The organism is Xanthomonas cissicola, from assembly GCF_008801575.1.
Classification (GTDB): domain Bacteria; phylum Pseudomonadota; class Gammaproteobacteria; order Xanthomonadales; family Xanthomonadaceae; genus Xanthomonas; species Xanthomonas cissicola.
Window position 1 is genome coordinate 147,166 of the sequence record NZ_VZPL01000002.1, and the last position, 26,472, is coordinate 173,637.

Consider the following 26,472-nt stretch of genomic DNA (forward strand, 5'->3'; position numbering starts at 1 on the left):
CCACCGTCATGTCACACCGTCTCCCGATCGCTACGCAGTTGTGGTTCACCGCCGCGCTTGCCGTCGCCCTGCCCGTCGTCGTGGTCGTCGCCGGCGTTGCGCTGACGCTCTCGCACGCAGCCTTACTGGGCACCAGTATCGTTGCAGCATCGATCAGCGGCGCCTTGCTGGTCTGGGCAATCCGTATCGCCAGCGCGTCGCTGGAGATGGCCACCACCACGCTGGACGCGTTCTCGCGCGGCAACTTCGACGTGGCGCTGCCGCAAGGGCGCGACGACCAGGCCAGCGATGTCCTGCGCGGGCTGCGCAAGGTGCAGAGCGGCATCCGCCACGTCAACGAGGAAATCAACCGCGTTTCGCGCGAACACGATGCCGGCGAGATCGACGCGCGCATCGATGTGGCGCGCTTCGATGGCGATTTCCGCACCATGGGCGATGGCATCAACCGCATGGTGGCCAGCCATATCGCGGTGAAAAAACAGGCGATGGCGTGCGTGGCCGAGTTCGGTCGCGGCAATTTTTCCGCCGAATTGGAACGGTTGCCCGGCAAGAAGGCCTTCATCAACGAGATCGTCGACCAGATCCGCGGCAACCTCACCGGCATGGTCGCCGAGGTCAACCGCATGTCGGCCGAGCACGATGCCGGCGATATCGACGTGGTCATCGACACCCAGCGCTTCACCGGCGATTTCCGTCGCATGGCCGAAGGCATCAACGCGATGGTGGCCAGCCATATCGCGGTCAAGAAGCAAGCCATCGCCTGCGTCAGCGAATTCGGCCGCGGCAACTTCACCGCACAGCTGCCGTTGCTGCCGGGCAAGAAGCGCTTCATCAACGACACCATCGAACAGGTCCGCGGCAACCTCACCGGCCTGATCGCCGAGATCAACCACATGTCGGCCGAACATGAAGCCGGCGATATCGACGTGGTCATCGACAGCAGCCGCTTCGATGGCGATTTCCGCAGCATGGCGCTGGGCATCAACCAGATGGTGGGCGCGCATATCGCGGTCAAGAAACTGGCGATGGGCGTGGTGGCCGAATTCGGCCGCGGCAACTTCGATGCACCGCTGGCGCAGCTGCCGGGCAAGAAGGCCTTCATCAACGACACCGTGGAGCGCGCGCGCGGCAATCTGCGCAGCATTTCCGAAGTGATCCAGGTCATGGGCGCGATGGCCGAAGGCGACCTCACCCACACCGTGGAAGGCCGTTACGAAGGCGCATTCGCCGACATGCAGCGCTATGTCAACACCACCATGAGCCGCCTGACCGAGATCGTCGATGAGGTCAACCGCAACGCCGAAAACCTGGCCAGTGCGTCGGAAGAGGTCAGCGCCACCGCGCAGGCGCTGGCCCAGGCCGCCAGCGAACAGGCGGCCGGTGTGGAAGAAACCAGCGCCTCGCTGGAGCAGATGACCGCCTCCATCGCACAGAACACCGAAAACGCGCGCGTCACCGACAGCATGGCGGCCAAGGCGGCCAGCGAAGCGGCCGACGGCGGCGACACCGTGCGCGCCACCGTGGTGGCAATGAAGGAGATCGCCAAGAAGATCGGCATCATCGACGACATCGCCTATCAGACCAACCTGCTGGCGCTCAATGCCGCCATCGAAGCCGCGCGCGCCGGCGAACACGGCAAGGGCTTTGCGGTGGTGGCCGCCGAAGTGCGCAAGCTGGCCGAACGCAGCCAGATCGCTGCGCAGGAAATCGGCGAAGTGGCCGAATCCAGCGTGGAACTGGCCGAAAGCGCCGGCCGCGTACTTGGCGAGATGGTGCCTTCGATCCGCCGCACCTCCGACCTGGTGCAGGAAATCGCCGCCGCTTCCGAAGAACAGACCGCCGGCGTCAGCCAGATCAATACCGCCGTGGGCCAGTTGAACCAGACCACCCAATCGGCCGCCGCCAATGCCGAAGAACTGGCCGCCACCTCGGAAGAGATGAGCGCACAGGCCGAACAGCTGCAGCAGCTGATGGGCTTCTTCCGGCTGGGCAACGGCGGCCGCGGCGCCGTGTCGGGCAGCAGCAGGCAGGGACCGCGCAGGATCGCAGCGCATGCGCCTGCCATCGTGAGCAGCGCGCCGCCGCGACGCACCAATGTGCGCCAGATCAGTGCGGTGGCCGCCACCGCCGATGCGATCGACGAATCGCAATTCGCCAGCTTCTGAGGAGCCGACGATGCAAGCGCGCCCCGCAACCAACCACCAGATGCCGTCATCGACGGCACCGCAGCAATACCTGACCTTTCTGCTGGGCCGGGAGATGTTCGGCCTGGGCATCCTGGGCATCAAGGAAATCATCGAATACCGCGTGCCGACCGATGTGCCGATGATGCCGCCGGCGCTGCGCGGGGTGATCAATCTGCGTGGCGCGGTGGTGCCGGTGGTGGATCTGCAGCAACGCTTTGGCCGCACCGCCAGCGCGATCACCAAGCGCAGCTGCATCGTGATCGTGGAGATCGCGCATGGCGAGCTGCATCAGGTGCTTGGGCTCTTGGTGGATGCGGTCAGCGAAGTGCTGGAAATCGCGCCCTCCGACATCGTCGACACGCCCAGCTTCGGCGCCGGCATCGCGCGCGACTTCATCCACGCCATGGGCAAGATCGGCGAGCGCTTCGTGATCCTGCTCGATGCCGATGCCGTGCTGGGCAACGACACGCTCGCCCAGCTGCCAGCCGCCGAGCTGGCAGCCTGACCTCACGCATGCACTCAAGGACTCCCATGCGCCCCGCCCTTCTCTCCTGCAACTGCACGCTGGCCGGCCCGGTCCTGGTCGTGGACGACAGCGTGGTCCAGCGCGAACACGCCATGGCGCTATGTCGCCAGCTCGGCGCAAGCGTGGTCGACGGTGCCGTCGACGGAAACGCGGCCCTGGAGTGGCTGACGCGCGCCCAGGCGCCATCGTTGCTGCTGGTGGATCTGGAAATGCCGGGCATGGACGGCGTGCAGTTGCTCGACGCCCTGGCGCGCGGCAAATACAGCGTGCCGGTAGTGGTGGTATCGCAACGCGGCGGTGCCTTGATCGATGCGGTGATGCAACTCAGCCGCAGTGCCGGCGTGCGCGTGCTCGGCGGCATCGAAAAGCCGATGAACCTGCAGGATCTGGCCACCGTACTGGAGTGCGAACCGGAGCCGGCCGCCGACGCACCGGCGTTCGCGCCGGTGGCGATTTCGCCGCTGATGTCCAGCGGTGGCGCCGCCGCCTCGCGGCTGGATCGCGCCATGCGCCGCGGCGAGATCCGCGTGGCCTACCAACCCAAGCTCGATCTGAAGGACGGCCGCCTGCGTGGCGTGGAAGCGCTCGCACGTTGGCGCCGCCCGCAAGGCGACATGATCGGCCCGGACCGTTTCATTCCGCTGGCCGAACGCGAAGGCTTGATCCACGCGTTGACGCAGCAGGTCATCGACAAGGCCATCGCGCAATTGGTGGACTGGCGGGCCGAAGGCTTCGACCTGAGCCTGGCCCTGAACCTTTCGCCCCGGCTGCTGGGCGAGGACCATTTCCTCGAAGAGCTATGCACCAAGCTGGGCGAGAACGGCCTAAGCCCGGCCGATCTGGTACTGGAGCTCACCGAAAGCGCCATCGTGGAGCCGGCCAATGCGCTGAGCATGCTGGCGCGTTTGCGCCTGCACGGGTTCGGCCTGTCCATCGACGACTACGGCACCGGCTTCTCCTCGCTGCAGCGCCTGGCCAGCATTCCCTTCACCGAACTCAAGCTGGACCGCAGCTTCGTGCATGCGGCGCATCGCAGCCGTAGCCAGCGCACCGTGCTCGAATCCACGCTGGAACTGGCGCATCGGCTCGAGCTCACTGCCGTGGCGGAAGGCGTGGAAACGCCCGACGACTGGCGGCTGCTGCGCGAACTTGGCTGCGATCTGGCACAAGGCTATCTGATGGCATCGCCGATGCCCGGGCCGATGCTGTCGGAGTGGTGGCGCGAACACGCCGTGCGTATCGCACGCCTGAGCGACAGCACGTTCCACAGCGATGCGGACGTGGCCTGAGCCGATGAGCACCGCCACCGCCATCACCGAACAGGAGTTCGGCCGCTTCCAGCGCTTCATCTTCGAAGCGGCCGGCATCACCATTTCCTCCGGCAAGAAGGCGATGCTGTGCGGCCGCCTGGGCAAGCGTCTGCGCGAACATCAGTTCAGTACCTATACGCAGTACCTGCAGCTGTTGGAAAGCCGCCAGGACCGCAGGGAAATCCAGACCGCAATCGACCTGCTCACCACCAACGAAACCTATTTCTTCCGCGAGCCCAAGCATTTCGAGCTGCTGCGCAAGCTGGCCGGCGAACACCGTGGCGGGCTGCCGTTCCGTTGCTGGAGCGCGGCCAGTTCCAGCGGCGAAGAAGCCTACAGCATGGCGATGGTGCTGGACGACACCTTGCAGGGCCGCCCGTTCGAAGTGGTCGGCAGCGACATCAGCACCCGCGTGCTGGCCAAGGCACGCACCGGCCACTACGCGCTGCAACGTATCGACGGCATCCCGCAGGCCTATCTCAAACGCTATTGCCTGCGTGGCCAGGGCGAGTACGACGGCACCTTGCTGGTGGAACGGCGGCTGCGCGAGCGCGTGCACTTCGTGCACGCCAATCTCAATGCCGCGTTGCCGGCACTGGGCAGCTTCGATGCGATTTTCCTGCGCAATGTGATGATCTATTTCAACGGCCAGACCAAGCGCGAAGTGATCCTGCGCGTGCTGTCCAACCTCAAGTCCGGCGGGCATTTCTGCATCGGCCATTCGGAAAGCCTGAGCGAACTCGACATCGATCTGGTCCAGGTGGCACCCTCGATCTTCCGCAAGGCATGACCCAAGGATTCAACGTGTCGACAGCGCTCCATCGCCCCGCCGCCAACCCCGCTCCCATCAAGGCCATGGTGGTCGACGATTCGGCAGTGGTGCGCCAGGTGCTGGTGGGCGTGCTCAACGACGCGCCGGGCATCGACGTCATCGCCACTGCCGCCGACCCGCTGCTGGCGATCGAAAAAATGCGCCAGCACTGGCCGGATGTGATCGTGCTCGACGTGGAAATGCCGCGCATGGACGGCATCACCTTTCTGCGCAAGATCATGAGCGAGCGGCCCACGCCGGTGGTGATCTGCTCCACGCTCACCGAAAAAGGCGCGCGCGTCACCATGGATGCACTGGCCGCCGGCGCGGTGGCGGTGGTGACCAAACCCCGCCTGGGTCTGAAGCAATTTCTCACCGACTCTGCCGACGAACTGGTGGCGACCGTGCGCAGCGCCGCGCGCGCCAACGTCAAGCGGCTGGCCGCGCGCGTGACTGCCGCGCCGCTGGAAGCGGAGGTCAAGCACACCGCCGATGTCATCCTGCCGGCGCAAAGCGGGCGTGCGCTGGCGCAGACCACCGAACGCATCGTCGCCATCGGCACCTCCACCGGCGGTACCCAGGCCCTGGAAGAAGTGCTCACCGCGCTGCCGCGCGTCTGCCCGGGCATCGTGATCGTGCAGCACATGCCGGAGAAATTCACCGCTGCCTTCGCCGCACGTCTGAACGGCCTGTGCCAGATCGCCGTCAAGGAAGCCGCCAACAACGACCGCGTGATGTCGGGCCGCGCATTGATCGCACCCGGCGGCAAACATCTGCTGCTGCGTCGCAGCGGCGCGCAGTATTTCGTCGAAGTGCTGGAAGGCCCACCGGTCAACCGGCATCGCCCGTCGGTCGACGTACTGTTCCGCTCGGCCGCGCGCGCGGCCGGCAGCAATGCGCTGGGCATCATCATGACCGGCATGGGCGACGATGGTGCCGCCGGCCTGCTGGAAATGCGCCAGGCCGGCGCACGCACGGTGGCGCAGGACGAACACACCAGTATCGTGTTCGGCATGCCCAAGGAAGCGATCAAGCGCGGCGGCGCGGACCGTATCCTGCCGCTGGGCGCGATGGCGCGCGAGATCGTGACGCAGCTGCAATAACGCGACAGACGTCCACGTCGCACGCTGAACGTACTGACAGAACCCGCGTCTTCTTCGCGACAGACCCACTGCACTGCTCGACAGAGCCTGTGCATCTGCTGGACACAACCCTGCGCCTGTTCCAACGCAACCACTGCGCCTGCGCAGGATCGACGCGCATTTCTCCCGTCCATGAAAGACCGCCACATTCCCTTCTCCCGCCCGCGGGAGAAGGTGCCCGAAGGGCGGATGAGGGCAACACCCTGAGCAGACCTACAGCTGCGACTCCAGCGGCAACCAGCCCATCACCGCTGCTGCACCACGTCGCCACACGCTCGCGGCCGGCTCACGCGACCACACCTCGGGCGGCTGCGCGGCATCGTCGTGCCAACGCAGTTCGCCCCGGTCCAGGGTGACGCGGTAACTCACTGGCGCACTGACCTTGTGGTTGTACAGCCGCTCCAGCTCCGCGGTGACCACACGGTCGTTGAACAACAGGCCCATTTCGGTATTGAGGTTCATCGAACGCGGGTCCAGGTTGAACGAGCCGATGAAACCGCTGCTGTCGTCCACGACAAACGCCTTGGTATGCAAGCTGGCACCGCTGGAACCGAACAGGCTGCCGTCCGGCTTGCCCATCGGCTTGAGCTCATGCAGGCGCACGCCCAGCTGCAGAAGCGGCACGCGATAGCCGGCGTAGCCACTGTGCACTGCCACCACGTCGTTGGCTGCCAGCGAATTGGTCAGAATGCTCACGCGCACGTTGCGCTGGCGCAGATGGCCGATCCAGCGCATGCCCTCGTCGCCCGGCACGAAATACGGCGAAATCACTTTCAGTTCGCGCTGTGCGTGCGCCATTTCGCCGATCAGCACTGGCGTCATCCAATCGGCTTGCGGCGGCGCACCTTCGGCTTTTTCCGGCGGGTCGGAAACGATGCGCGCCTGCGACACCCAGTGCACCGGGCGGTCGCCCTGCATCAGTTCGCGCACGCTTGGGGAACGCTTGAGCCGCTCCACATACGGATGCGCTCTCACCGATGCCATGCCGGCGTCCAGGCTGCCACGCAAGGCCTCCAGTGCCTGCGGTTTTGCGGTGACCAGTGCAGACAGCGGCAAGGCATTGGGGCTATTCCAGTACGCATCGAATACCTGCTCGGCCTGGCCCACCGCCGGCCCCATCAGCGCCGCATCCATATCCATGAAATTGGTGTCGCGCGCCGCATCGAAATATTCGTCGCCCACGTTGCGCCCACCCACCACCGCGATGCGGCCATCGGCAATCCAGGCCTTGTTGTGCATGCGGCGGTTGATGCTGAACATGCGCAGCACCATCTCCACGCCGCGCATCAAGGTGCCTTCGCGCGCGGGTCGGGTTGAACAGGCGAATCTCGATCAGCGGATGGCTATCCAGGGCGGCCAGCACCGAATCGCTGCCATGGATATTCATGTCGTCCAGCAGCAACCGCACGCGTACGCCGCGATCGGCCGCGCGCAGCAACTCGTTGTGCAGCAGGTTGCCGGTGAAATCGGCGTGCCAGATGTAGTACTGCAGATCCAGGCTGCGCCCGGCCGCACGCGCGGTGAGCGCACGTACCGCAAACGCATCGAAGTTGTCCGGCAGGATCACCATCCCGGTCTGATCGGCATGCGCCTGTTGCAATGGCGCCACCACCTTGTCGATGGGCGTCGCGACCGCCGTGGCAGGCAGCACGTGACTGACCGGCCCGCGTTGGCGGTCGGCAAAGCGCCCGTAGCCGTACAGCGATAACGCGCTGGCCAGCACCAGCACCAGCAGCGCAACGCCGAACCATTTGAAAAATTTCCGCTTTGTCACTGCCGATTCCGCGATGCGCAGCGCGGCAGTGTAGAGCCCACGCGGGCAGACCGGTGTGCAGACGCCGCCACAAGCAACCTCGACAATTCCCACAAGCACCAGACGGGTGTCGTGGATACAAGGACTTGCAGCACCGCGTGCCGCACACGGCGAAGGTGGTGGTTTACGCCGTCATCGGCGGTGTGGCGCGCGAACTGGCGAAGCACCAGCGCGCGCCCACGGCGCTTACCAGATGGTCACCCGCTCCTTGTCGCCACGTACCATCGCATCGCCGGGCTTGCACTGGAAAGCCTGCGCAAACGCCGGCATGTTCGACGGCGCACCGTTGGCGCGGAAATTCGCCGGTGCGTGCGGGTCGGTGTTCAGGCGCACGCGCAATTCGCCGTCGGTGAAGTTGCGGCGCCAGACCGTGGCCCAGTTCATGAAGAACCGCTGGTCCTGCGAATCGCCATCGATCTGCCTGTTGGCGGCCGGCTGCTCCTGCAATGCCATTTGCAGGGCATCGTACGCCACGGTCAGACCGCCCAGATCGCCGATATTCTCGCCCAGCGTCAGCTTGCCTTTGACGTGCACACCCTTGATCGCTTCATAGCCATCGAACTGGGCCACCAGCTGGTCGGTGCGCTCGGTGAACAGCTTGCGGTCTGCATCGGTCCACCAGCTGTCGAAGTTGCCCTTGGCATCGAACTGACTACCGGAATCGTCGTAGCCGTGCATCATTTCGTGCCCGATCACCGCACCGATGCCACCGTAGTTCAAGGCCGGATCGGCCTTGGGGTCGAAGAACGGCGGCTGCAGGATCGCGGCCGGAAACACGATCTCGTTACGCGTGGCGTTGTAGTACGCATTCACCGTCTGCGGGGTCATGTGCCACTCGCGCTTGTCGACCGGCTTGCCGATCTTGTCCAGCATGTAGCGGTAGTTGAATGCCTGTGCGGCCTGCATGTTGGCAAGAAAGCCGTCGCCACGCGTCTGAAGGCCCGACCAATCGCGCCACTGGTCCGGGTAACCGATCTTGGGAGTGAAGCTGGCCCATTTTTCCAATGCGCGCTGTTTGGTTTCCGCGCTCATCCAGTCGAGCTTTTCCAGCCGCGCCTTGAGCGCCGCCGATAGGTTTTGCACCAGTTGCTGCATCTGCTCCTTCGATTCGGCCGGAAATGCAGATTGCACGTATAGCTGGCCCAAGGCCTCGCCCATCGCCTCGTTAACCGCATTCAAGGTGCGCTTCCAGCGCGGCAGCATGTCCTGCTGGCCGCGCAGGGTCTTGGCGTAGAAATCGAAATTGGCCTGCTCGAACGGCTTGGCCAGATACGGCGCCGCTTCGTCCACCGTATGGAAACGCAGATACGCCTTCCAGGTATCGACCGGCGTATCGGCCAGCATCGCATCGAGCTCGGCGAAATAGCCCGGCTGGCTCAGCGAGAAGGTGCCGGCCGGCACCTCGAGCGCCGCGAAGAACGCCTTCCAGTCGAAGTGCGGCGTGATGGCGTTGGCGCCGGCCACATCGACCGGGTTGTAGCGCTTGGCCGGGTCGCGCAGTTCGATCCGCGACAACGACGCATTGGCCAGGCGCGTCTCGAACGCCATTACTGCCTTGGCCTGGGCGGCTGCCTGCGGCGCCGGGATGCCCGACAGCTCCAGCATCCGCGCGATGTAGGCCACGTACTGCTCGCGGATCTTTGCCTGCGCCGGATCGGTGTAATAGCCCTTTTCGGGCAAGCCCAGACCGCCCTGCCCTGCGTAGGCGATCATCTGCTCGGAATTCTTGTAGTCGGCATTGGCACCGAACGAAAACACCAAGCCCTGGCCTTGCGCATAACTGTTGCGCAACCAGGCGGCGATGGCTGGCGCATCGGTCAATGCATCGATGTCCTTCAACTGCGGCTGCAACGGCGTAATGCCGGCTTTGTCGATCGCCGCTTCATCCGAGCCGGTCCGCCACAGGTCGGCGAGCTTGGCATCCACCGAACCGGCCGACAGGCTGCCGCGCGCCAGTTGCTCCACCAGCGCGTGCTGGATGGTCAGCGAGCGCTCGGCCAGCACTTCAAAGCTGCCCCAGCTGGTGCGATCGTACGGCACCGGGTTGGCCTTGAGCCACTTGGCGTTGACGAACCCGTTGAGGTCCTGACACGCAGCGATGCTCGGGTCCAGATCGCTGCTGCTGAATGCCACGATCGGCGCATCGAGCTTGGACACATCCACCTTGGTCGGTACCGCCTGCGGCGCGGCAGGCGCCACCTTGGCGGTGTCATCGGAGGCGCCGCACGCAGACAGCGCGACCACGATGGCGACCGCGAGCGATAGCGGAGCTAACTTGCGCAACTTCATTGAATTCTCCAGGGCATGACCGCGCAGGCGCGATCGAAAAAAGTCGACATCCGGTCGGCAAGCGCTGGCGAAGAACCGCGCAGCGCAGGCGCTTGCCTCTTCGTCAGTCGCTTTGCAACCGGCCAGACCACATCCGTGCAGCGGCACCGCAACATCACCTGCGATGCCGTGCCGTATGAAAGTCCATTGCATCTGTACACAACGTGCGCGTCCGTCATCGACATCGCGGCGCGCTGTTTCCACCCACACCGGCGCAGCTCGCGCCATCGCATGCGCTCAACGCCGCGCGTAGAACGGCGCCATCAACAGGTACACCGGATACGCCAACACCATCAGCACCAGGGCGACCTCGTGCCCCGACGCCGCATCGGCCCACGCTTCCATCTGTCGCGACGGCCCAGCGACGCCAAACCCCAGCAGTAGTATCCCCACGACGCAGATCAGCAGCGCCAGCCCCGCGCCTGAGATGTCGCAGGCAGCCAAGGCGGCGCCGCCGGCGACCAGCATGCCAAGCGTCACCAGATACGCGCGACAGTAAACGGCGTCATCCGCCGGGTTCCACGTTTGCGTTTGCCTGACATCGTGTCTCGCCGGCACTCGGCGGAGCGCGCATCGCACCCTCGCACCGCTTCCATTCACCACCGCATGCAGCCGCTTGCAGCTGCGTGCCGCGCAAGAACTCGCGCTGCGCGCACCGCACGCAGCGCTGCAAGCGCCAGCGGCGATTACTTCGCCTTGCCCTGATTGGCCACCGCTTCGGCCGCGCGCTTGGCCGCCTCCGGGTCGCCCAGGTAACGGAAGCTGCGCACCTGCAGGCTGTCGTCCAGCTCGAACAGCAACGGGATGCCGGTGGGGATGTTGAGCTCCAGGATCTGCTCATTGGAGACATCGTTGAGGTACTTGTAGAGCGCGCGCAGCGAATTGCCGTGCGCGGTCACCAGCACGGTCTGCCCGGCCTTCAACTGCGGCGCAATCGCGTCGTGCCAATACGTCAACACGCGCACCAGCGTGGTCGCCAGCGACTCGGTGCCTGGCAATGCATTGCGGTCCAGCGTGGCGTAGCGACGGTCGTGGCACGGGTGGCCCGGGTCGTTGACGTCCATCGCCGGCGGCGGGATGTCGTAGGAACGGCGCCAGATCTTGACCTGCTCCTCGCCGTGCTTTGCCGCGGTTTCGGCCTTGTCCAGGCCTTGCAGGCCACCGTAGTGGCGCTCGTTGAGGCGCCAGCTCTTGGACACCGGCAACCAGTCCTGGTCGAGTTCCGTCAACGCGCCCTGCAGCGTGTGGATGGCGCGCTTGAGCACCGAGGTGTGGGCGACATCGAACTGCAGCCTTTCGTCCTTCATCAGCCTGCCGGCCACCACAGCTTCCTGGCGGCCCTGGTCGGTGAGTTCCACATCCACCCAGCCGGTGAAACGGTTGTCCAGGTTCCATTGGCTCTGGCCATGGCGCAGCAGTACGAGTTTGCGGGTCACTACGGTTCTCCGATTGGGGGCCGATCAGCGTGCGATTGTAGCGGCAGCGCGTGCATCGCAGGCGTGCACGAGATCGCCACATGCAGCGCGCGATGCTTTGGCAATGCAGACCAACGACCCCGTCTTCGCCGGTTGGGACGGCAGCGTGATCCAGGCGCGACAGTTGCAACGGCAACTGGCACGCCGCGTGGTACTCGATGACGCGGTGAGCGCCACGCCGCAGTTGCTTGCAGGGTTCGATGTCGGTTTCGAAGACGATGGCCAGACCACCCGCGCGGCCGCCGTGTTGCTGGATGCGCAGACGTTGCTGCCGCTGGAAACGCACATCGCGCGCGTGCCGACCTCGATGCCGTATGTCCCTGGCCTGCTCAGTTTTCGCGAATTGCCGGCATTGCTGCAGGCCCTGGCGCTGCTGTCGCGCACGCCGGACCTAGTGTTCATCGATGGCCAGGGCATCGCGCATCCACGCAAGCTTGGCATCGCGGCGCACTTCGGCGTGGTGACCGGCCTGCCGTGCATCGGCATCGCCAAGCAGCGCCTGGCCGGCAGCTTCGCCGAGCCTGGGCCCGAGCGCGGCGACCACACGCCGATCCTGCTGGGCGGCTCGCAGATCGGCTGGGCGCTGCGCAGCAAACCGCGCTGCAATCCCTTGATCGTCTCGCCCGGCCATCGCATGTCGATGCAAGGCGCACTCGACTGGACCCTGCGCACGTTGCGCGCCTATCGCCTGCCCGAGCCCACGCGCCTGGCCGACCGGCTGGCCTCGCGCCGCGGCGAGGTGACGGTGCCGGCAGGCTATTCCGGCCACCTGCTGTGAGCAGACGTTCAAGCCGCGTCAGGCGCCGCATGCACGGGCGGACGCACTGACGCGGCGCTGAGGCGATCAATCAGTTTTCAGTGATGGCGATGCGACCGGCACCGTCGACCCGGAAGAAAACCATGTTCTTGTTGGATGGGGGCTGGAAGTTCACGGAATACCCGACTGCGTAGGGCTGATCCCTGCATGAGGAAGACGAAGAAACCACCTGATAGTTGACCGCACTGTTGAGGGTCGGCCCTGCAACGCTCCTGTTGGCATAGACCGCATAGCAGGCAACCGTCTTTCCATTCGCCGAGAAGGCCAGCGAGCGGACACCAGCGGCCACACTGATGATGCGGCTGGAGACGGCATGCTGGACGCTCTGGGCAGTACCAAGGGCTGGCACCGACGCCGCCATTATCAGAAGAGCAGCGATTTGGTTTTCTTTCCTGAGATCGATGAGACCATGAAGGTAATTCCTCAGATTGGGAATGAGAATCTCAAACGCATCGAGTAAAACGTTAGAGCGCGAGCGGCTTGCCGCCAGGTGCGCACCGCGGACTCTGCGCCGCGAGCGACCGTTGCCGATCCGGCAGCCGTGGATCGTGCAAGGGCCGCCATTATTCATGGCGCGATGACACACGTGACTTGGCACCACGCATTTAGGTTGTGCCGGTACGCTTCCCGCAATGCAACTTCGCTCGTGTTGAAACTTCGCCGCTGCCAGAACCTGCCAACCGATGCTTCGCGGCAGCAACGGCGGCGAGGTCTGGACACGGCCGCTTGCGGTGGAAGATCAGGCCAGCCATGCTGGCCACAAGCGCCTCCGGCCTTGCCGATTGGACATGCGGAAGGGAATGGCGCCCGCGCCTACGCCTCAATGTTGCGGCCTGCCTGATCCCGGACCGCAGCGCTGGATGAGTCGTCTTCGCTGGCAACAATGTCCACGTTGGCAACGCATCTGCCTGCAAGGGACCAGGGCGTTCTCGCCACGAACCGCTGCTACGCCATGCCATGCCCGGATGGTGTTCGCGGTGCGGTGCCAGCTCGCGCCGATGGCGCATTCCCCGACGCGCATGAAGCGCCATGACTCGGACACTGCGTTTTACGCCACGCGCCCGCCTCGGCCATCGCGCATGCCAAGCTCGTGCCCACGTCATCACTCCGCGAGACCGCGCATGACCACCCTGATCGCTCCACGCGTCCATGACATCGGCGGACTGGAAGTGCGCCGCGCCGTGCCCACCCTGCAGGCGCGCAGCGTCGGTCCATTCGTGTTCGTCGACCACATGGGCCCAGCCGTACTGGAGCCGGATCACGGCATCGATGTACGCCCACATCCGCACATCGGCCTGGCCACGGTCACGTTCCTGTGGGCCGGCGAAATCGGCCACCGCGACACGCTGGGCTCGGATCAGGTGATCCGCCCAGGCGACGTCAACTGGATGACGGCCGGCCGCGGCATCGCCCATTCCGAACGCACGCCAGGCCCGGAGCGCGCACGCGAACACGCCTTGCACGGCATGCAGACCTGGATCGCCTTGCCGCGCTCGGCCGAAGAAACCGCGCCAGCCTTCCATCACCACGCGGCGGCAAGCTTGCCGCAGCAGCGCCGCGACGGCGTGTGGCTGCGCGTGATTGCCGGCCGCGCGTACGGTGAGGAATCGCCGGTGCAGGTGTTCAGCGGCACGCTGAATGTGGCGCTGGATCTGGCGCCCGACGCCGAACTCGATCTGGACACCGGGCACACCGAGCGCGCCCTGTACATCCTGGAAGGCGAAGCGCAGCTGGATGGTGCCGACGTGCCAGCTCGCCACCTGATCGTACCCTCGCCCGGCGCCCGTGGCCGCTTGCGCGCCAAGACCCCGCTCAAGGCGATGCTGCTTGGCGGCGAGCCGCTGGATGGGCCGCGTCATCTATGGTGGAACTTCGTTTCCAGTTCCAAGGAACGCATCGAGCAGGCCAAGGACGACTGGCAGGCCGGCCGCTTCGGCAGCATTCCCGGCGACGACGAGGAGTTCATTCCGCTGCCCGAGGCACCGGCTCCGAAACCGGTTAATTACCCTTGAAACCGTGCGCTGCGCGGGTGGACTGACACGCGCGATCACCAGGTCTCGTAACGGAAGTGCCAAGCTGCACATGCGATGCCAGGCACATGCGCGACATCACTTGAGCTGATTCGCAAAACTGTGGTAGTGATGGCCTTGTAGACGGAGCGCGTTGCGTGGACGGCAGTCCTTGAGCGGGGAGTTCGAGGCACTGCAACGGCACGAAATCGGCGCGCCCGCATCGTCATCCAATGCCGGGGAATCGTGTATGAAGTCTGCATCCTGCCTTGTTGGCCTGAGCTTGCTGCTGGCCGCTGCCACCGCCCACGCCCAGACCTCGCCAGTCTGCCCGCCATTGCCACCGGCTTCCGGCCTGCAATGGAACGAGCTCGCCGGTGCCGATTACCTGGTCTGCAAGGCCGTGACTGCCGATGGCCGCCAGGTGGTGGGAGTGATGCTCACGACCCGCGACCCGGCGATGACGTTGGCACGCGATCGCCGCGCCGAAAAGGGCCAGATCCAGCAGGAAGATTTCTACTGGTACAAGCTCGATCTGGGCGGCCGCGACATGCCGGGTACGGAATCGCGCCGCGTCACCGTGGTCGAACTGGGCAAGAAGCGCTACGCGCAGCTGTGGATCGATGGCGCCAGCACCGAAGAACTCGCCTCGATGCAGGCGATGGTGCAGAACATGGATCTGCAGCCGGCCAGCCTGGCGCTGCAGCGCTGACGCAGCGCGCGTCACAGCGCTGCGCACTGCTGCTACAACAGCATTGCAGCGCGCGGGTCTACCCGGCGCGCTGCAGACATTCGTCTGACGAGACCTGCCGCTAGCGTGTCGCCGCAGATCACCATTGCGCGCTCGATGCTTGTGCCCCACGCGTGTCACGCCGACGCGCGTGACGCGACGACCAGCGGCGTGCACATGCACCTGGCGCGCCGGATGCGTCCATCAGCTCAACGGTTTTGATTCTGGCGGACACCATGTGCGGCGGCGACGCGCGGGAGAACGCTCACGGTTGCGAACGTTGGAGCAGCGGCTCCCCTCGGCGCATGCCCGGAATCGGCGCGGACCGATCGCCCGTTCCGATTCCGATTTCGCATTCACCGCACTCAAAGACCGCCGGCAAGCGTCTGTCAGTCGTGCCGAATCGCCATGTCTCCACCGCCGCCAGCCGCCTGCAACCGAGTCTCGATGCGCACCTCGCCGGTGAGCAGGCGATGGATCGGGCATTTGTCGGCCACTTCCATCAACCGTGCGCGTTGCTCGTCGTCCAGTGCCCCGTCAAGCACCACGTCGCGGGTGATCGCCGTGCCGGCAGCGCCGCGCTGCGTGTAATGCAGATGCACGTGCACCGCCGTCAGCGGCCAATGCTTGCGCGCGGCCACCATCGACACCGTGATGGCAGTGCACGCTCCCAGCGCGCCCAACACCTGCGACTCTGGATCCGGCCCGGCGTCGCTGCCACCATTGGCCAGCTGCGTATCGCCGCCCCAGGTGTGCAGCCCGTCGTGGATGGTGACCGTGTACGGCACTGCGCCGGTGCGCACGCTGACGGGCCGGTCACTCATTGCCGGCTCCTGCTGTCGGGCGCGAGCCAGTTCAAAACCGCCCTTCCTGGAAATCGACGAACGCCTGCATCAGCTCCTGCTTGGTGTTCATCACGAACGGGCCATGCCGCATCACCGGCTCGTTGAGCGGGCGGCCCGCGACCAGGATCAGTTGCGCACCATCGGCACCGGCGTGCAGGCGCAGGCGCTGCCCACCGCCCAGCACGGCTAGCTGCTGCGCCGGCAACACGCGCGCGGTGTCGCTCTCGCCCACGGTCAGTGCGCCCTCGAAGGCATACGCGAACGCGTTATGCCCGCTGGGCAGCTGATATTCCCATTCCACGTTCGGTTCCAACGCGATATCCAGGTACACCGGGCTCGTTGCAGGTTGCACGATCGGCCCGACCACCTCGCCCACCGCACCGGCAATCACCTTGACCGTCACGCCGGGTGCCGGATGCGCCACCGGAATGTGGTCGGGTGCGTACTCCTGATATTTGGGGTCGGTCATCTTGTCGCGCGCCGGCAGGTTCACCCACAACTGAAAGCCGCGCATGCGCCCGGATTCCTGCTCCGGCATTTCCGAATGGATCAGCCCGCGCCCGGCGGTCATCCACTGCACGCTGCCAGGAGTCAGCAGGCCTTCGTTGCCGTGGTTGTCCTTGTGGCGCATGCGCCCGTCGAGCATGTAGGTCACGGTCTCGAAACCGCGATGCGGGTGGCTGGGAAAACCGGCCAGATAGTCTTCGGCCTTGTCGGTGCCGAATTCGTCCAGCATCAGAAACGGGTCCAGCTCCGGCAGCTGCTGCGTGCCGATGACGCGGGTCAGCTTGACCCCGGCCCCGTCGGAGGTCGGCATGCCGCGAATGGTGCGCAGCACGTGCGCTGCTGTGGTGGTCGTGGTGCTCATCGCTTGTCCCTGTGCTGTGTGGCGAAGCGCCAATGATGGGTGCGCGCGGGCCGCCGCCCAACCGCAACCATTGCAACCGATCGTTCCAAACGCCACCAGCGCGGCAGCGCCCTAACCGATCTGTGACCGTAGCACCCTACGACCAAAGTTTTACCCCCTTGCATCCGGCTGGCATTGACCGCGGCCGGGCGTGGGTGGACCCTTGAACGAATCGTTCCTGAGGGGCATGCATGAAAGGGTTCTCGAAGCTGGCCTGGGGCGCGTTGGCGCTGCTGGCCGCGTTCTGCCTGGGTACCGTTGCGCTGCGGCGTGGCGAGCACATCAACGCGTTGTGGATCGTGGTGGCGGCGGTATCGATCTACCTGATCGCCTACCGGTTCTACAGCCTGTTCATCGCCGACAAGGTGATGCAGCTGGACATCACCCGCGCCACCCCGGCAGTCGCCAACAACGACGGCCTGGATTACGTGCCCACCAACAAGCACGTGCTGTTCGGCCACCACTTTGCTGCCATCGCCGGCGCCGGCCCCCTGGTCGGCCCGGTACTTGCCGCGCAGATGGGCTACCTGCCCGGCCTGCTGTGGCTGGTGGTCGGCGTGGTGTTCGCCGGTGCGGTGCAGGACTTCGTGGTGCTGTTCCTGTCCAGCCGTCGCAACGGCCGCTCGCTAGGCGACCTGGTGCGCGAGGAGATGGGCCAGGTGCCCGGCACCATCGCCCTGTTCGGCGCATTCCTGATCATGATCATCATCCTTGCCGTGCTGGCGATGGTGGTGGTCAAGGCGCTGGCGGAAAGCCCGTGGGGCATGTTCACCGTCATCGCCACAATGCCCATCGCGCTCATGATGGGCGTGTACATGCGCTACATCCGCGTCGGCAAGATCGGCGAGATCTCGGTGGTGGGGTTGATCCTGCTGCTGGGCGCGATCTGGCTGGGCGGCAAGGTGGCGGCGGACCCGACCTGGGGCCCGGCCTTCACCTTCACTGCCAAGCAGATCACCTGGATGCTGATCGGCTACGGCTTCGTCGCATCGGTGCTGCCGGTGTGGCTGCTGTTGGCACCGCGCGACTACCTGTCCACCTTCCTCAAGATCGGTACCATCCTGGCGCTGGCGATCGGCATCCTGGTTGTCATGCCGGACCTGAAAATGCCGGCGCTCACGCAATTCGCCTCCACCGGCGATGGCCCGGTCTGGAAGGGCGGCATCTTCCCGTTCCTGTTCATCACCATTGCCTGCGGCGCGGTCTCCGGCTTCCATGCGTTGATCGCTTCCGGCACGACGCCCAAGCTGCTCGCCAATGAAGGCCACATGCGCTACATCGGCTATGGCGGCATGCTGATGGAATCGTTCGTGGCGATCATGGCGCTGGTGGCCGCGTCGATCATCGAGCCGGGCATCTACTTCGCCATGAACAGCCCTGCCTCGCTGGTCGGCACCGACACTGTCGCAGTCGCTGCCAAGATCAGCGAGTGGGGCTTTTCGATCACACCGCAGGTGCTCGAGGCCACGGCACGCGATATCGGCGAGCACAGCATCCTGGCGCGCGCCGGCGGGGCACCTACGCTGGCGGTGGGCATCGCGCAGATCCTGCACCAGTTGCTGCCGGGCGAAGACACCATGGCGTTCTGGTATCACTTCGCCATCCTGTTCGAAGCACTGTTCATCCTGACCGCGGTGGACGCCGGCACGCGCGCCGGCCGCTTCATGCTGCAGGACCTGCTGGGCAACTTCATCCCGGCGTTGAAGAAGACCGAGTCGTGGACCGCCAATATCATCGCCACCGCCGGCTGCGTGGCGCTGTGGGGCTATCTGCTCTACACCGGCGTGATCGATCCGTTCGGCGGCATCCAGACCTTGTGGCCGTTGTTCGGCATCTCCAACCAGATGCTGGCCGGGATCGCGTTGATGCTGGGCACGGTGGTGCTGTTCAAGATGAAGCGCGACCGCTACGCGTGGGTCACCATCGTGCCGGCGCTGTGGCTGTTGCTGTGCACCACCTATGCGGGGCTGATCAAGATCTTCGACAGCAACCCGGCGCAGGGCTTCCTGGCACAGGCCCACAAGTTCCAGGCGGCCATCGCCAGCAACACCATCACTGCGCCGGCCAAGACGGTGCCGCAGATGCAGCAGATCGTCACCAATGCCTACGTCAACACCGGGCTGACCGTACTGTTCCTGTTCGTGGTCGGCTCGATCCTGATCTATTCGATCAAGACGATCGTGGCGGCACGCCGCAACCCGCAGCGCACTGACCGCGAAACCCCGTATGTGGCGTTGCAGCCGCATCAAATGGCAGACCTGTAATGGGCACGCAACTCGTCCTGGCCGGTCACTATCAGGCGCATCGCCGCATCTGGCGGCGCCTGATCCAGACCGCGCGGCTGTGCTGCGGCATTCCCGACTACGACAACTACGTGCGCCACATGCTGGAAAAACATCCCGACAAACCGGTGATGGACTACCCCGCCTTCTTCCGCGAGCGCCAGGATGCGCGCTATGGCGGCAAGAGTGGGTTTCGGTGTTGTTGAATGGCTGATTGATTGATGGGTGATCGATTGATCAAGAGGTAGAAACGCAACAGGGCGCGATGCGAATCGCGCCCTGTTGCGTTGATGTGGCCGAAGGCAACTGGGCGGGCTAGGCGCTATTGATAAAAGCGTTTCTTGGCGTGCTGAAGCACTGCGATAGATCGGTTACACAGCGGCTGATCTGAGGTCTTGCTGCAGGGCCCTTGCCCGCCCACCAGCGCGGGACACGCCGTGAATCCATCCATGGAGGCGCTTACGCGGCATCCATGCCGCGTAAGGTCCCGCGCCTGTGGGCGGGCAAGGACCAGTCGAGTTGGTCGGTATCCTTGGCGCAAGCAGCGCATCGCACGATCAATCAACGAGATTGCGTGTTAAGTCGGGCGATGTCTGTCGCCGCGCTTATCGGATGTCGTGGCCAATAGATCCTCAGCAGCCCAATCGGGCCATGCAGCATTTGTTCGTCGCAGTGAACTGCTTTTCGTTAGCTGTCAGCCAATTCGCTGGTGCGGTGTCCTCACCGATTGCGGGACCGTTGGCGGCATGGATGCCGCCATCGAGCCCCAGGGACGGGTTCACGGCGTGTCCTGCGAGCGGTGAGGGCACCGCGCACTCGACTAGCCGAGCTTTCGACTGCATCTGAACCGGACCATGATTCGAATCACTGTTACTTGACATGATCGGACAGTGCAGCAGATCCACAGCTGAGTTATGGCTCTGCGCGCTTCTGCAGCGCCCTTGGTTGCATGAATGACACGCAAGAACGTCCATGGACGGATCCACTATGTGTCGCGCAAGCGCTGAGTACCCCGCACACTCCACTCACCAAGCTATCGCCTTACCCAGCGCGCTTTTGCGCCAGCAGCGCAAACAACGCAGGCAAATCACGCATATTGTCGAACACCTCAAGCACACCGATGCGGCGCAAGGTATCGCCATGCCCCGGTGGAATGTGGCTTGCACCGGTAAACCCCAGCACCTGCATGCCGGCCGTCACGGCCGCGGTCGCACCGGTGGGGCTGTCTTCGATGACCACACAACGCTGCGGCGCGACTCCGGCGGTGCGTGCCGCCAGCAGATACACGTCCGGTGCCGGCTTGGGCCGCTCCACCATGTCGGCGCTGAAAATACGTCCCGCCGCGCGTGCGGTGAGCCCTGCCCGTTCCACCGAGGCAATCACATTGTGGCGCCGGCTATTGGAGGCCACCGCCAACGGCAGTGGAATCTGCTCCAACGCCTCGCGTGCGCCTGCGATCGGCCGCACCTGCGATTGGATCAAGGCCTCGCTACGCGCCTGGATCTGCGCGAGCAGGGTCTCTGGCAAATGCAATGCAAAGCGCTCCTCCACCCGCCGCAGCACCTCGCGCGTGGTCTGCCCGAAGGTGGTTTCCAGCAGCTGTTCCAGCGGCTCGCTTGGCACGAAAGACGCCAGCGCCTCACGCATTACCCGGTCGGCCAGTATCTCGCTGTCGACAAGAACGCCATCACAGTCACTGATCAGTAGCTCGTACGCCATTGCACCCATCTGCTCACAAAGCGCCATTATGCCGGCCCGGGTGTGACCGTCGGCTGTGGGGCAGCAGGCTGTGGCGATGGACACTTCGCCGCTTGCAGCATGCGCACCATCAAGACAGGCGGCCCCGAGCATGCGGCCCGCCGTACCGTCATGTCACAAAAAGCCATGTCACGAAATCTTACCGCAAGCGATTTTTCCAGCTGCTAGGATCTGCCACGCTGCAGCGGGACTTGCTGCAGCGTCATCAGGAATGCGATCAGGAGAAGGAGATTTCGATGCAACCGCGATTCCCCGCCCTGCTCGTTCTTGCGACCTCGTTTTTCGCGGTCTCATGCACCGCCTCGCCCGGTGCCAAGGAGCAAACCACCATGTCAGCTACGCTGCAGGACCACACCGTCGCCTTCCGCGACCCCGCCCTGACCGACATCGCCCAGGCCATTGCGCACGGTGATGTGGCCCGGATCAAGGCACTCGCCCCCACTGTCGATCTCGCCGCGCATGGCGATCAAAACGTCACCTTGCTCGAATGGGCAATCTGGAACGAACAACCGCGCGCGCTGGCCGCATTGCTCGATGCAGGCGCAGACCCATCGCTCCCCGGCATGGATCAGGAGACGGTCGTGCACATGGCCGCCATGGCGCAAGACCCGCAGTATCTGCAGATCCTGTTGCAGCACAAGGCGCCGATCGATGTCGTCAGCGCGCGGGCGGGCTGGACGCCGCTGTTTCGCGCGGTGCAGAGCAAGCGCGATGCTCAGATCGATTTGCTGATCAAGGCCGGTGCAGATGTACAGCGCGTCGACCACACCGGCAACAGCCTGCTGCACCTTGCAGCGCAAAGTGGCGCAGCCAGCCCTGCAGTGCTCGCCCTGCTCAAGGCCGGTGTCGATCCCACCGTGCGTAATGCCCAGCAGAAGACCTTCCAGGCGTATTTCTTCACCACGCCGGACCGCCTGCTCAACGCCAGCGGCCAGCAGGTCAGGTCGGACGTACGCGCGTGGTTGAACGCCCACAACATTCCCGTGGAAAGCAGCCGCTAAGCGCGCTTTTCGCATGACGAACGCAAGGAGCCGCGCATGAGCCCGTCAGAATCCTCTTCTTCTTCCACCCCGTTCGCAGAATCGATGCGCGGGCAACAACCGCACCCGGAGGACCGCCAGTTCCCCGCGATGCTGCAAGACCTCTACGCCACCGCCGCCCAACGACGCGAAGGTGGCGCCGAAACCTTTGCCGCCTTGCCCAACGGCTGGTCGCGCATGGACGACCGCGCGCTGCAGCAGGCAGGCATCGACCCTGCCCTGCTGCACGACGCCAAGAGCGGCTTCGATGCCGCGTTCTATCGCAATGATCAGGGGCAGGTGGTGCTGGGCTTCTGCGGCACCGACGAAGGCAAGGACTGGAAGCACAACATCGGCCAGGGCCTGGGCTTGGACGATGCGCAATACGCTTCGGCGATCCAGCTCGGCAGCCAGGCCAAACAGGCGTTCGGCGACCAGGTGGTGATCAGCGGGCATTCGCTGGGTGGCGGCCTGGCCGCGGCGTCGGCAATGGTCAACGACATTCCGGCGGTGACCTATAACGCTGCCGGCGTCAACGACCGCACGCTGGAGCGCCAAGGTCTGGATGCATCGGCGGCCAAGGATTACGCCAATAGCGAATTGATCCGCGGCTACCACGTCAAGAACGAAATCCTGACCCATCTGCAGGAAGACAGCATCCCGCTCAAATGGGCCATGCCCAATGCGTCCGGTCATCAGATCGAACTGCCGGAGCCGGACCCGTTGTCCTTCGGCCAGCGCCTGGTGCCGGGCATGATGCTCAAGCATCGGCTGGATCTGCACGGCATCGATTCGGTGATGAAGGCGCAGGACATGCAGTTGCAGGGCCAGGCGCGCGGCAACGCATTGCAGCCCGGCAGCCAGCTGTTCAACGACGCGGTAGTAAAACTGGATGGACAACGCGACCGCCTGGGGCTGCGCGACGACACCGCGTTTCTCAATACCGCCGCCAGCGTGGCCGCGCGTGCAGGCAACGATGGCCTGCAGCGCATCGATCACCTGGTGCCCAACCGTGATGGCGACAGCCTAATCGCGGTGCAGGGCCGCATGGACGACCCGGCCCATCTGCGCAGCCATGTGCAGACGGCGTCCGCAGCCAACGAGCCGGCCCAGACCAACGTCAGCCAGTTGCAACAGCACAATCAGCAACACACCCAGCAGCCGCCGCAACAGCAGCAAGAGCAGCGTCGGGTGATTCAACAGTAAGGCTCCGGTGGCCCGCGCACTGCCGCGGGCCACTCTTTGTCAACGCACGCGGCCGGCGACAGCGCGTCAAGGCTTGCGCATGATCGCTGCCGGCGCCGCGTAGCGGACGGTGTTTCGGGAATGGCGCGCGCATTTGAACCATGGCGCGACGTCACTGACACCGTGTCATAGGAGTCGTCAGCCGATCGCGAACGGTGCGCAGAAGCGGCGTGCCTGGCGCGGTACATAGCGCAACGCCGAGCATCGCCCAACATCGCCCAGCCGCGCTGGCGATTGCACGGCAGCGCGATACCGCACCCAGTCGCTTAATCGTGGCGCTGCGGATCGCGGCGCGCGTTATCCAGCGCCCGCCATCGCCCGCAAAGTGATGCCGACCAGATATGCCAGATAGGTGCCGGTGGCGTAGCCCATCGTGCCCAGCAACACACCCACCGGCGCCAGTGCCGGGTGAAACGCCGAGGCAACCACCGGCGCGGAGGCTGGGCCGCCGATATTGGATTGCGAGCCGATCGCAAAGTAGAAGAACGGCACCCGCAACAACCGGCCAAAACCCCATAACACGGCAATGTGCACGGCAATCCAGATCAGGCCAAGCAGCAACAACCATGGCCGGTCCAGCAGCGCCAGCAGGTCCATCTGCATGCCGATGCAGGCGATCAGGAAATACAGCAGCAAGGTGCCGATTTTGGACGCGCCTGCGCCCTCCAGCGTGCGTGCGCGGGTGAAGCTCAGCAGCAGGCCCAGGCTGGTCGCCAGCACCACCACCCACACGAACGGCGTGTCCAGGCTGAACTGGCTGGCCCAATGCAACTGCGCCTTGCACCACGCGGCGAGAGGATTGGCCAGGGCATGCGCAAGGCCGACACCGCCGAACGCCACCGCCACGATCACCATCAGGTCGGCCAAGCTGGGAATACGCGCATGCTCAGCCTGGAAGCGCGCCATGCGCTCGCGCAAGGCATCCAGCGCCCGGGTGTCGGCACCGCTGCGTGCATCGATCTTGCGCGCGCGGCCGGCCAGGAAGATCAGCGCCGCCATCCACACATAGCCCACGCCGACATCGACCACCGCGAACTGCCCGAACGTGGTTGCGTCCACATCGAACACTTCGCGCATCGCCAGCATGTTGGCGCCGCCGCCGATCCAGCTGCCCGCCAGCGCTGCCATGCCGGCCCAGGTATCGCCGGCCACGGTGGCCGGATGCAGCCAGCGCATCACCCAGAACGCCACCACCGCACCCAGCATGATGCTCAGCGATGCGGCCAGATACATCGCGACCAGCTTGGGGCCGAGCCGCAGGATCGCGCGCAGGTCGATGCTCAGGGTCAGCAGGATCAACGCGGCAGGCAGCAGCACGTCACGGGCGATCGGGTCGTACAACCGTGTGCCGGCACCGTCGATCAAACCGGCCGTGTTGTAGATGCCTGGCAGCAAATAACACAGCAACAAGGCCGGCACCAACGCGTAGAAACGCCGCCAGAACCCTTGTTCGCGCGCGGCTGTCCAGAACACCGCGCCCAGGGTGGCGGCGATCAGGCCGAACACGACAATATCGTTTTGAATCAGCGCAGCACCGGCAGCATTCACGACAGGCGGATATCCAGGAAAGTAGCCGCCAGAGCGCGGACCGGACCAAGGTGGCCGATGCCTCGAATCTAGCCGACCCGGACGTCTGCGCAAACCCGGCACAGCGGCGCACAGCCGCCACTGTCGGCAATGACGTACTGCAGCAAACAGCCGCGTTCCTTACGGCCTCAGCCGTAGCGCCGCACCACCCGATCGCCGCCGCCGGTGTTGACCACCACGCCGCTGGGCTGGCCGGTGGTCAGGCAGTGCAGCTTTGCCATCAATTCGGCAAAGTCCAGGGCGCCCTGCTCGCGCAGATACCGCAACGGCGACCAGTGCGGGCGGGTCACCCACCAGCCGCCCTGTGCGGGATGGATGCGTACGACATAACGAGACTCGTCCATCAGGCCTCCGGCCAGTGCGCATAGCGGTCGAGCGAGGCGCACGGGGCATAGGCCCGCAGTGCGCGAGGAATGGGAACGCCTTCTCTCGTCCGGTATGCCGGCGTGCCCTTACTCAAGGGGCCGCGGGAGAGTAGCCAATGGCCCCGCGTCCGGCATAGCCAGGATGTTCTTTTATGCATGCCAATGCCGTCGGGCTGACACTGGCAGGGCGGTAGGAAAATTCTTACGTGACACATATCACGTCCAACGCTACATTCGGTCAGGGCCGGTGAACGCCGCGTCATCAGTCATCGTCAGACGAGCGTGGACGATGCGCAGTGGGTGATCAGTCGCTCTTGAAGACGGCCTCTGGGGAGGGGTTGCATGCATCTGCTGAGGAAATTCCAGTTCTCGATCAAGACCGCCATGGTGATTGGCTATGTGTTGGTGATCAGGGAAGCGGTTGTGTTGTGGTCGTAAGGCTGCGGCACGGTTGAACGCGTCGGCCCGGCATGTCGCTTGGCGGGCTGCAAAGGATAGGTAACGCGCCTGGACCGGTGTCGGTGATCGACACCGATGACGCCAGCGTGCGTGCAGTGACCATGCCTGCCGCTTACGGTGCGGCCGCCGCGCTATGGTGTCAGGCTGCCAGGGATTTGCGCGCATACCCGTCATGGCGTCTCACTCCGCATCGACCCAGCCGCGCTGCTGCGCGGTGGCCAGATCGGCCGGCGTGTCGATATCCAGCGCCAACGCCGGGGCGCTGACGCACCCCAGGCTCTGCATATCCAGGCTGGCGAACAGGCCGCGCAGGCCGCTATCGGCCTGCAATGGCACATCCGCCCAAGCCGCATGCGTGACCACCGCGGGAATGCCGCGCACGCCGCTGTAGCCACTGGTGGCGCATCCGGAGACGGCGCGATCGGCTTCTTCCAGCAGGGAGCGCAAATGCGGGGCCTCCAGCGCAGGCTGATCGCACCCCAGGATCAGGCTGCGTCGCAATGCCGGGTCGCCCTGCACATGCCGACGCAACGCGGCCAGGCTAGAGCCCATGCCCTCGGACCAATCGGGATGCCGGAGTATTTCGATATCCAGATCCTGCAACACCTCGCTCAACGTATCGGCGTCGGCACCCAGCACGACCACGCAGCGGCGTGGCGCAGTCAGTAATGCAATGCGTGCGGCGCGGCGCAGCAACGGCTCGCCATCGCGCATCAGCAGTTGCTTCGAGCGGCCAAGCCGGCGCCCTGCTCCGGCGCCCAGCACCAGCGCCGCGTGATCGCCACTCATGTGCCGCACGCTGCTGGCATGGCGGCAGCCGCGTGCGGTGCTGGTTGCGAGACGGTGGGAGCGTGGCGC

At 65.0% G+C, this 26,472-nt stretch carries 20 protein-coding genes and 3 pseudogenes; 12 read left to right on the top strand and 11 right to left on the bottom strand.

The window, feature by feature from the left end; translation table 11 throughout:
• Positions 1 to 8 precede the first annotated feature (8 nt).
• Genes F7R02_RS01580 through F7R02_RS01600 form a run of 5 tightly spaced genes read left to right on the top strand, consistent with a single transcriptional unit; the run spans position 9 to position 5,936 of the window.
• Positions 9 to 2,165: a methyl-accepting chemotaxis protein gene (locus tag F7R02_RS01580; RefSeq protein ID WP_005913226.1), complete on the top strand. Its 2,157-nt coding sequence runs from the start codon at positions 9 to 11 to the stop codon at positions 2,163 to 2,165.
• Between the two features lie 10 nt (positions 2,166 to 2,175).
• The gene (locus F7R02_RS01585; protein ID WP_078591137.1) at positions 2,176 to 2,691 is read left to right on the top strand and encodes a chemotaxis protein CheW; all 516 of its coding nucleotides are present in this window, start codon (positions 2,176 to 2,178) and stop codon (positions 2,689 to 2,691) included.
• A 26-nt stretch (positions 2,692 to 2,717) separates the two neighbouring features.
• Complete coding sequence (locus F7R02_RS01590) at positions 2,718 to 4,001, top strand: EAL domain-containing response regulator (protein WP_005913229.1); 1,284 nt, start codon at positions 2,718 to 2,720, stop codon at positions 3,999 to 4,001.
• A 4-nt stretch (positions 4,002 to 4,005) separates the two neighbouring features.
• Positions 4,006 to 4,812 (top strand): CheR family methyltransferase, encoded by an 807-nt coding sequence (locus F7R02_RS01595; RefSeq protein ID WP_005929888.1) that lies wholly within the window; start codon positions 4,006 to 4,008, stop codon positions 4,810 to 4,812.
• Positions 4,809 to 5,936, top strand: a complete 1,128-nt coding sequence (locus tag F7R02_RS01600) for a protein-glutamate methylesterase/protein-glutamine glutaminase (RefSeq protein ID WP_059029809.1) — start codon at positions 4,809 to 4,811, stop codon at positions 5,934 to 5,936. Before F7R02_RS01595 ends, F7R02_RS01600 begins: the two co-directional genes overlap by 4 nt.
• 252 nt (positions 5,937 to 6,188) lie before the next feature.
• Here F7R02_RS01600 and F7R02_RS01605 read toward each other — a convergent pair.
• The 4 genes and pseudogenes from F7R02_RS01605 to gpmA all read right to left on the bottom strand — a co-directional run bounded on the left by F7R02_RS01605 (position 6,189) and on the right by gpmA (position 11,552).
• A pseudogene (locus F7R02_RS01605) lies at positions 6,189 to 7,749 on the bottom strand (phospholipase D family protein).
• A gap of 225 nt (positions 7,750 to 7,974) precedes the next feature.
• Positions 7,975 to 10,077, bottom strand: coding sequence for a M13 family metallopeptidase (locus tag F7R02_RS01610; protein ID WP_078591136.1), 2,103 nt, complete (start codon positions 10,075 to 10,077; stop codon positions 7,975 to 7,977).
• Positions 10,078 to 10,353: 276 nt separating this feature from the next.
• Positions 10,354 to 10,658 (bottom strand): annotated as a pseudogene (locus tag F7R02_RS01615) (hypothetical protein).
• A 144-nt stretch (positions 10,659 to 10,802) separates the two neighbouring features.
• Complete coding sequence (gene gpmA, locus F7R02_RS01620) at positions 10,803 to 11,552, bottom strand: 2,3-diphosphoglycerate-dependent phosphoglycerate mutase (protein WP_078591134.1); 750 nt, start codon at positions 11,550 to 11,552, stop codon at positions 10,803 to 10,805.
• A gap of 103 nt (positions 11,553 to 11,655) precedes the next feature.
• Between gpmA and nfi the strand changes: the two genes are divergently transcribed.
• Positions 11,656 to 12,369 carry a deoxyribonuclease V gene (gene nfi, locus F7R02_RS01625; protein WP_078591133.1) on the top strand — a complete coding sequence of 238 codons (714 nt, stop codon included), beginning with the start codon at positions 11,656 to 11,658 and terminating at the stop codon, positions 12,367 to 12,369.
• A gap of 70 nt (positions 12,370 to 12,439) precedes the next feature.
• On the opposite strand, the pseudogene F7R02_RS01630 reads toward nfi, so the two are convergent.
• A pseudogene (locus F7R02_RS01630) lies at positions 12,440 to 12,819 on the bottom strand (hypothetical protein).
• 710 nt (positions 12,820 to 13,529) lie between these two features.
• On the opposite strand from F7R02_RS01630, the gene F7R02_RS01635 reads away from it, so the two are divergent.
• Together F7R02_RS01635 and F7R02_RS01640 are read left to right on the top strand one after the other, a co-directional pair.
• Positions 13,530 to 14,420 (top strand): pirin family protein, encoded by an 891-nt coding sequence (locus F7R02_RS01635; RefSeq protein WP_029829751.1) that lies wholly within the window; start codon positions 13,530 to 13,532, stop codon positions 14,418 to 14,420.
• 247 nt (positions 14,421 to 14,667) lie between these two features.
• Positions 14,668 to 15,129 carry a hypothetical protein gene (locus F7R02_RS01640; protein ID WP_003488124.1) on the top strand — a complete coding sequence of 154 codons (462 nt, stop codon included), beginning with the start codon at positions 14,668 to 14,670 and terminating at the stop codon, positions 15,127 to 15,129.
• A gap of 407 nt (positions 15,130 to 15,536) precedes the next feature.
• Here the strand turns inward: F7R02_RS01640 and F7R02_RS01645 are convergent, their stop codons facing one another.
• The gene (locus F7R02_RS01645) at positions 15,537 to 15,971 is read right to left on the bottom strand and encodes an OsmC family protein (RefSeq protein WP_078591132.1); all 435 of its coding nucleotides are present in this window, start codon (positions 15,969 to 15,971) and stop codon (positions 15,537 to 15,539) included.
• Between the two features lie 31 nt (positions 15,972 to 16,002).
• Positions 16,003 to 16,860, bottom strand: a complete 858-nt coding sequence (locus F7R02_RS01650; protein ID WP_003488129.1) for a pirin family protein — start codon at positions 16,858 to 16,860, stop codon at positions 16,003 to 16,005.
• Between the two features lie 230 nt (positions 16,861 to 17,090).
• On the opposite strand from F7R02_RS01650, the gene F7R02_RS01655 reads away from it, so the two are divergent.
• The gene (locus tag F7R02_RS01655; protein WP_033484605.1) at positions 17,091 to 19,163 is read left to right on the top strand and encodes a carbon starvation CstA family protein; all 2,073 of its coding nucleotides are present in this window, start codon (positions 17,091 to 17,093) and stop codon (positions 19,161 to 19,163) included.
• Entirely contained in the window at positions 19,163 to 19,387 is a 225-nt protein-coding gene (locus F7R02_RS01660; protein ID WP_016849455.1) for a YbdD/YjiX family protein, read from the top strand. The genes F7R02_RS01655 and F7R02_RS01660 overlap by 1 nt, the downstream gene beginning before the upstream one ends.
• An 835-nt stretch (positions 19,388 to 20,222) precedes the next feature.
• Here F7R02_RS01660 and F7R02_RS01670 read toward each other — a convergent pair.
• A complete protein-coding gene (locus tag F7R02_RS01670) occupies positions 20,223 to 20,927 on the bottom strand; it encodes an HAD family hydrolase (RefSeq protein WP_167520945.1) in 705 nt (234 codons plus the stop codon).
• A 203-nt stretch (positions 20,928 to 21,130) separates the two neighbouring features.
• On the opposite strand from F7R02_RS01670, the gene F7R02_RS01675 reads away from it, so the two are divergent.
• Both F7R02_RS01675 and F7R02_RS01680 read left to right on the top strand, forming a co-directional pair.
• Entirely contained in the window at positions 21,131 to 21,940 is an 810-nt protein-coding gene (locus F7R02_RS01675) for an ankyrin repeat domain-containing protein (protein ID WP_172397285.1), read from the top strand.
• A 36-nt stretch (positions 21,941 to 21,976) separates the two neighbouring features.
• Positions 21,977 to 23,164, top strand: a complete 1,188-nt coding sequence (locus F7R02_RS01680; protein WP_078591129.1) for a Tle-like phospholipase domain-containing protein — start codon at positions 21,977 to 21,979, stop codon at positions 23,162 to 23,164.
• Positions 23,165 to 23,500: 336 nt separating this feature from the next.
• Here F7R02_RS01680 and F7R02_RS01685 read toward each other — a convergent pair whose 3' ends face one another.
• From F7R02_RS01685 to F7R02_RS01705, 3 genes are all read right to left on the bottom strand, one after another.
• A complete protein-coding gene (locus tag F7R02_RS01685) occupies positions 23,501 to 24,751 on the bottom strand; it encodes a DUF819 family protein (protein ID WP_078591128.1) in 1,251 nt (416 codons plus the stop codon).
• A 167-nt stretch (positions 24,752 to 24,918) separates the two neighbouring features.
• Positions 24,919 to 25,134, bottom strand: coding sequence for a hypothetical protein (locus F7R02_RS01695; protein WP_003488147.1), 216 nt, complete (start codon positions 25,132 to 25,134; stop codon positions 24,919 to 24,921).
• A gap of 660 nt (positions 25,135 to 25,794) precedes the next feature.
• Positions 25,795 to 26,403 (bottom strand): nucleotidyltransferase family protein, encoded by a 609-nt coding sequence (locus F7R02_RS01705; protein ID WP_078591127.1) that lies wholly within the window; start codon positions 26,401 to 26,403, stop codon positions 25,795 to 25,797.
• Between the last annotated feature and the right edge of the window lie 69 nt (positions 26,404 to 26,472).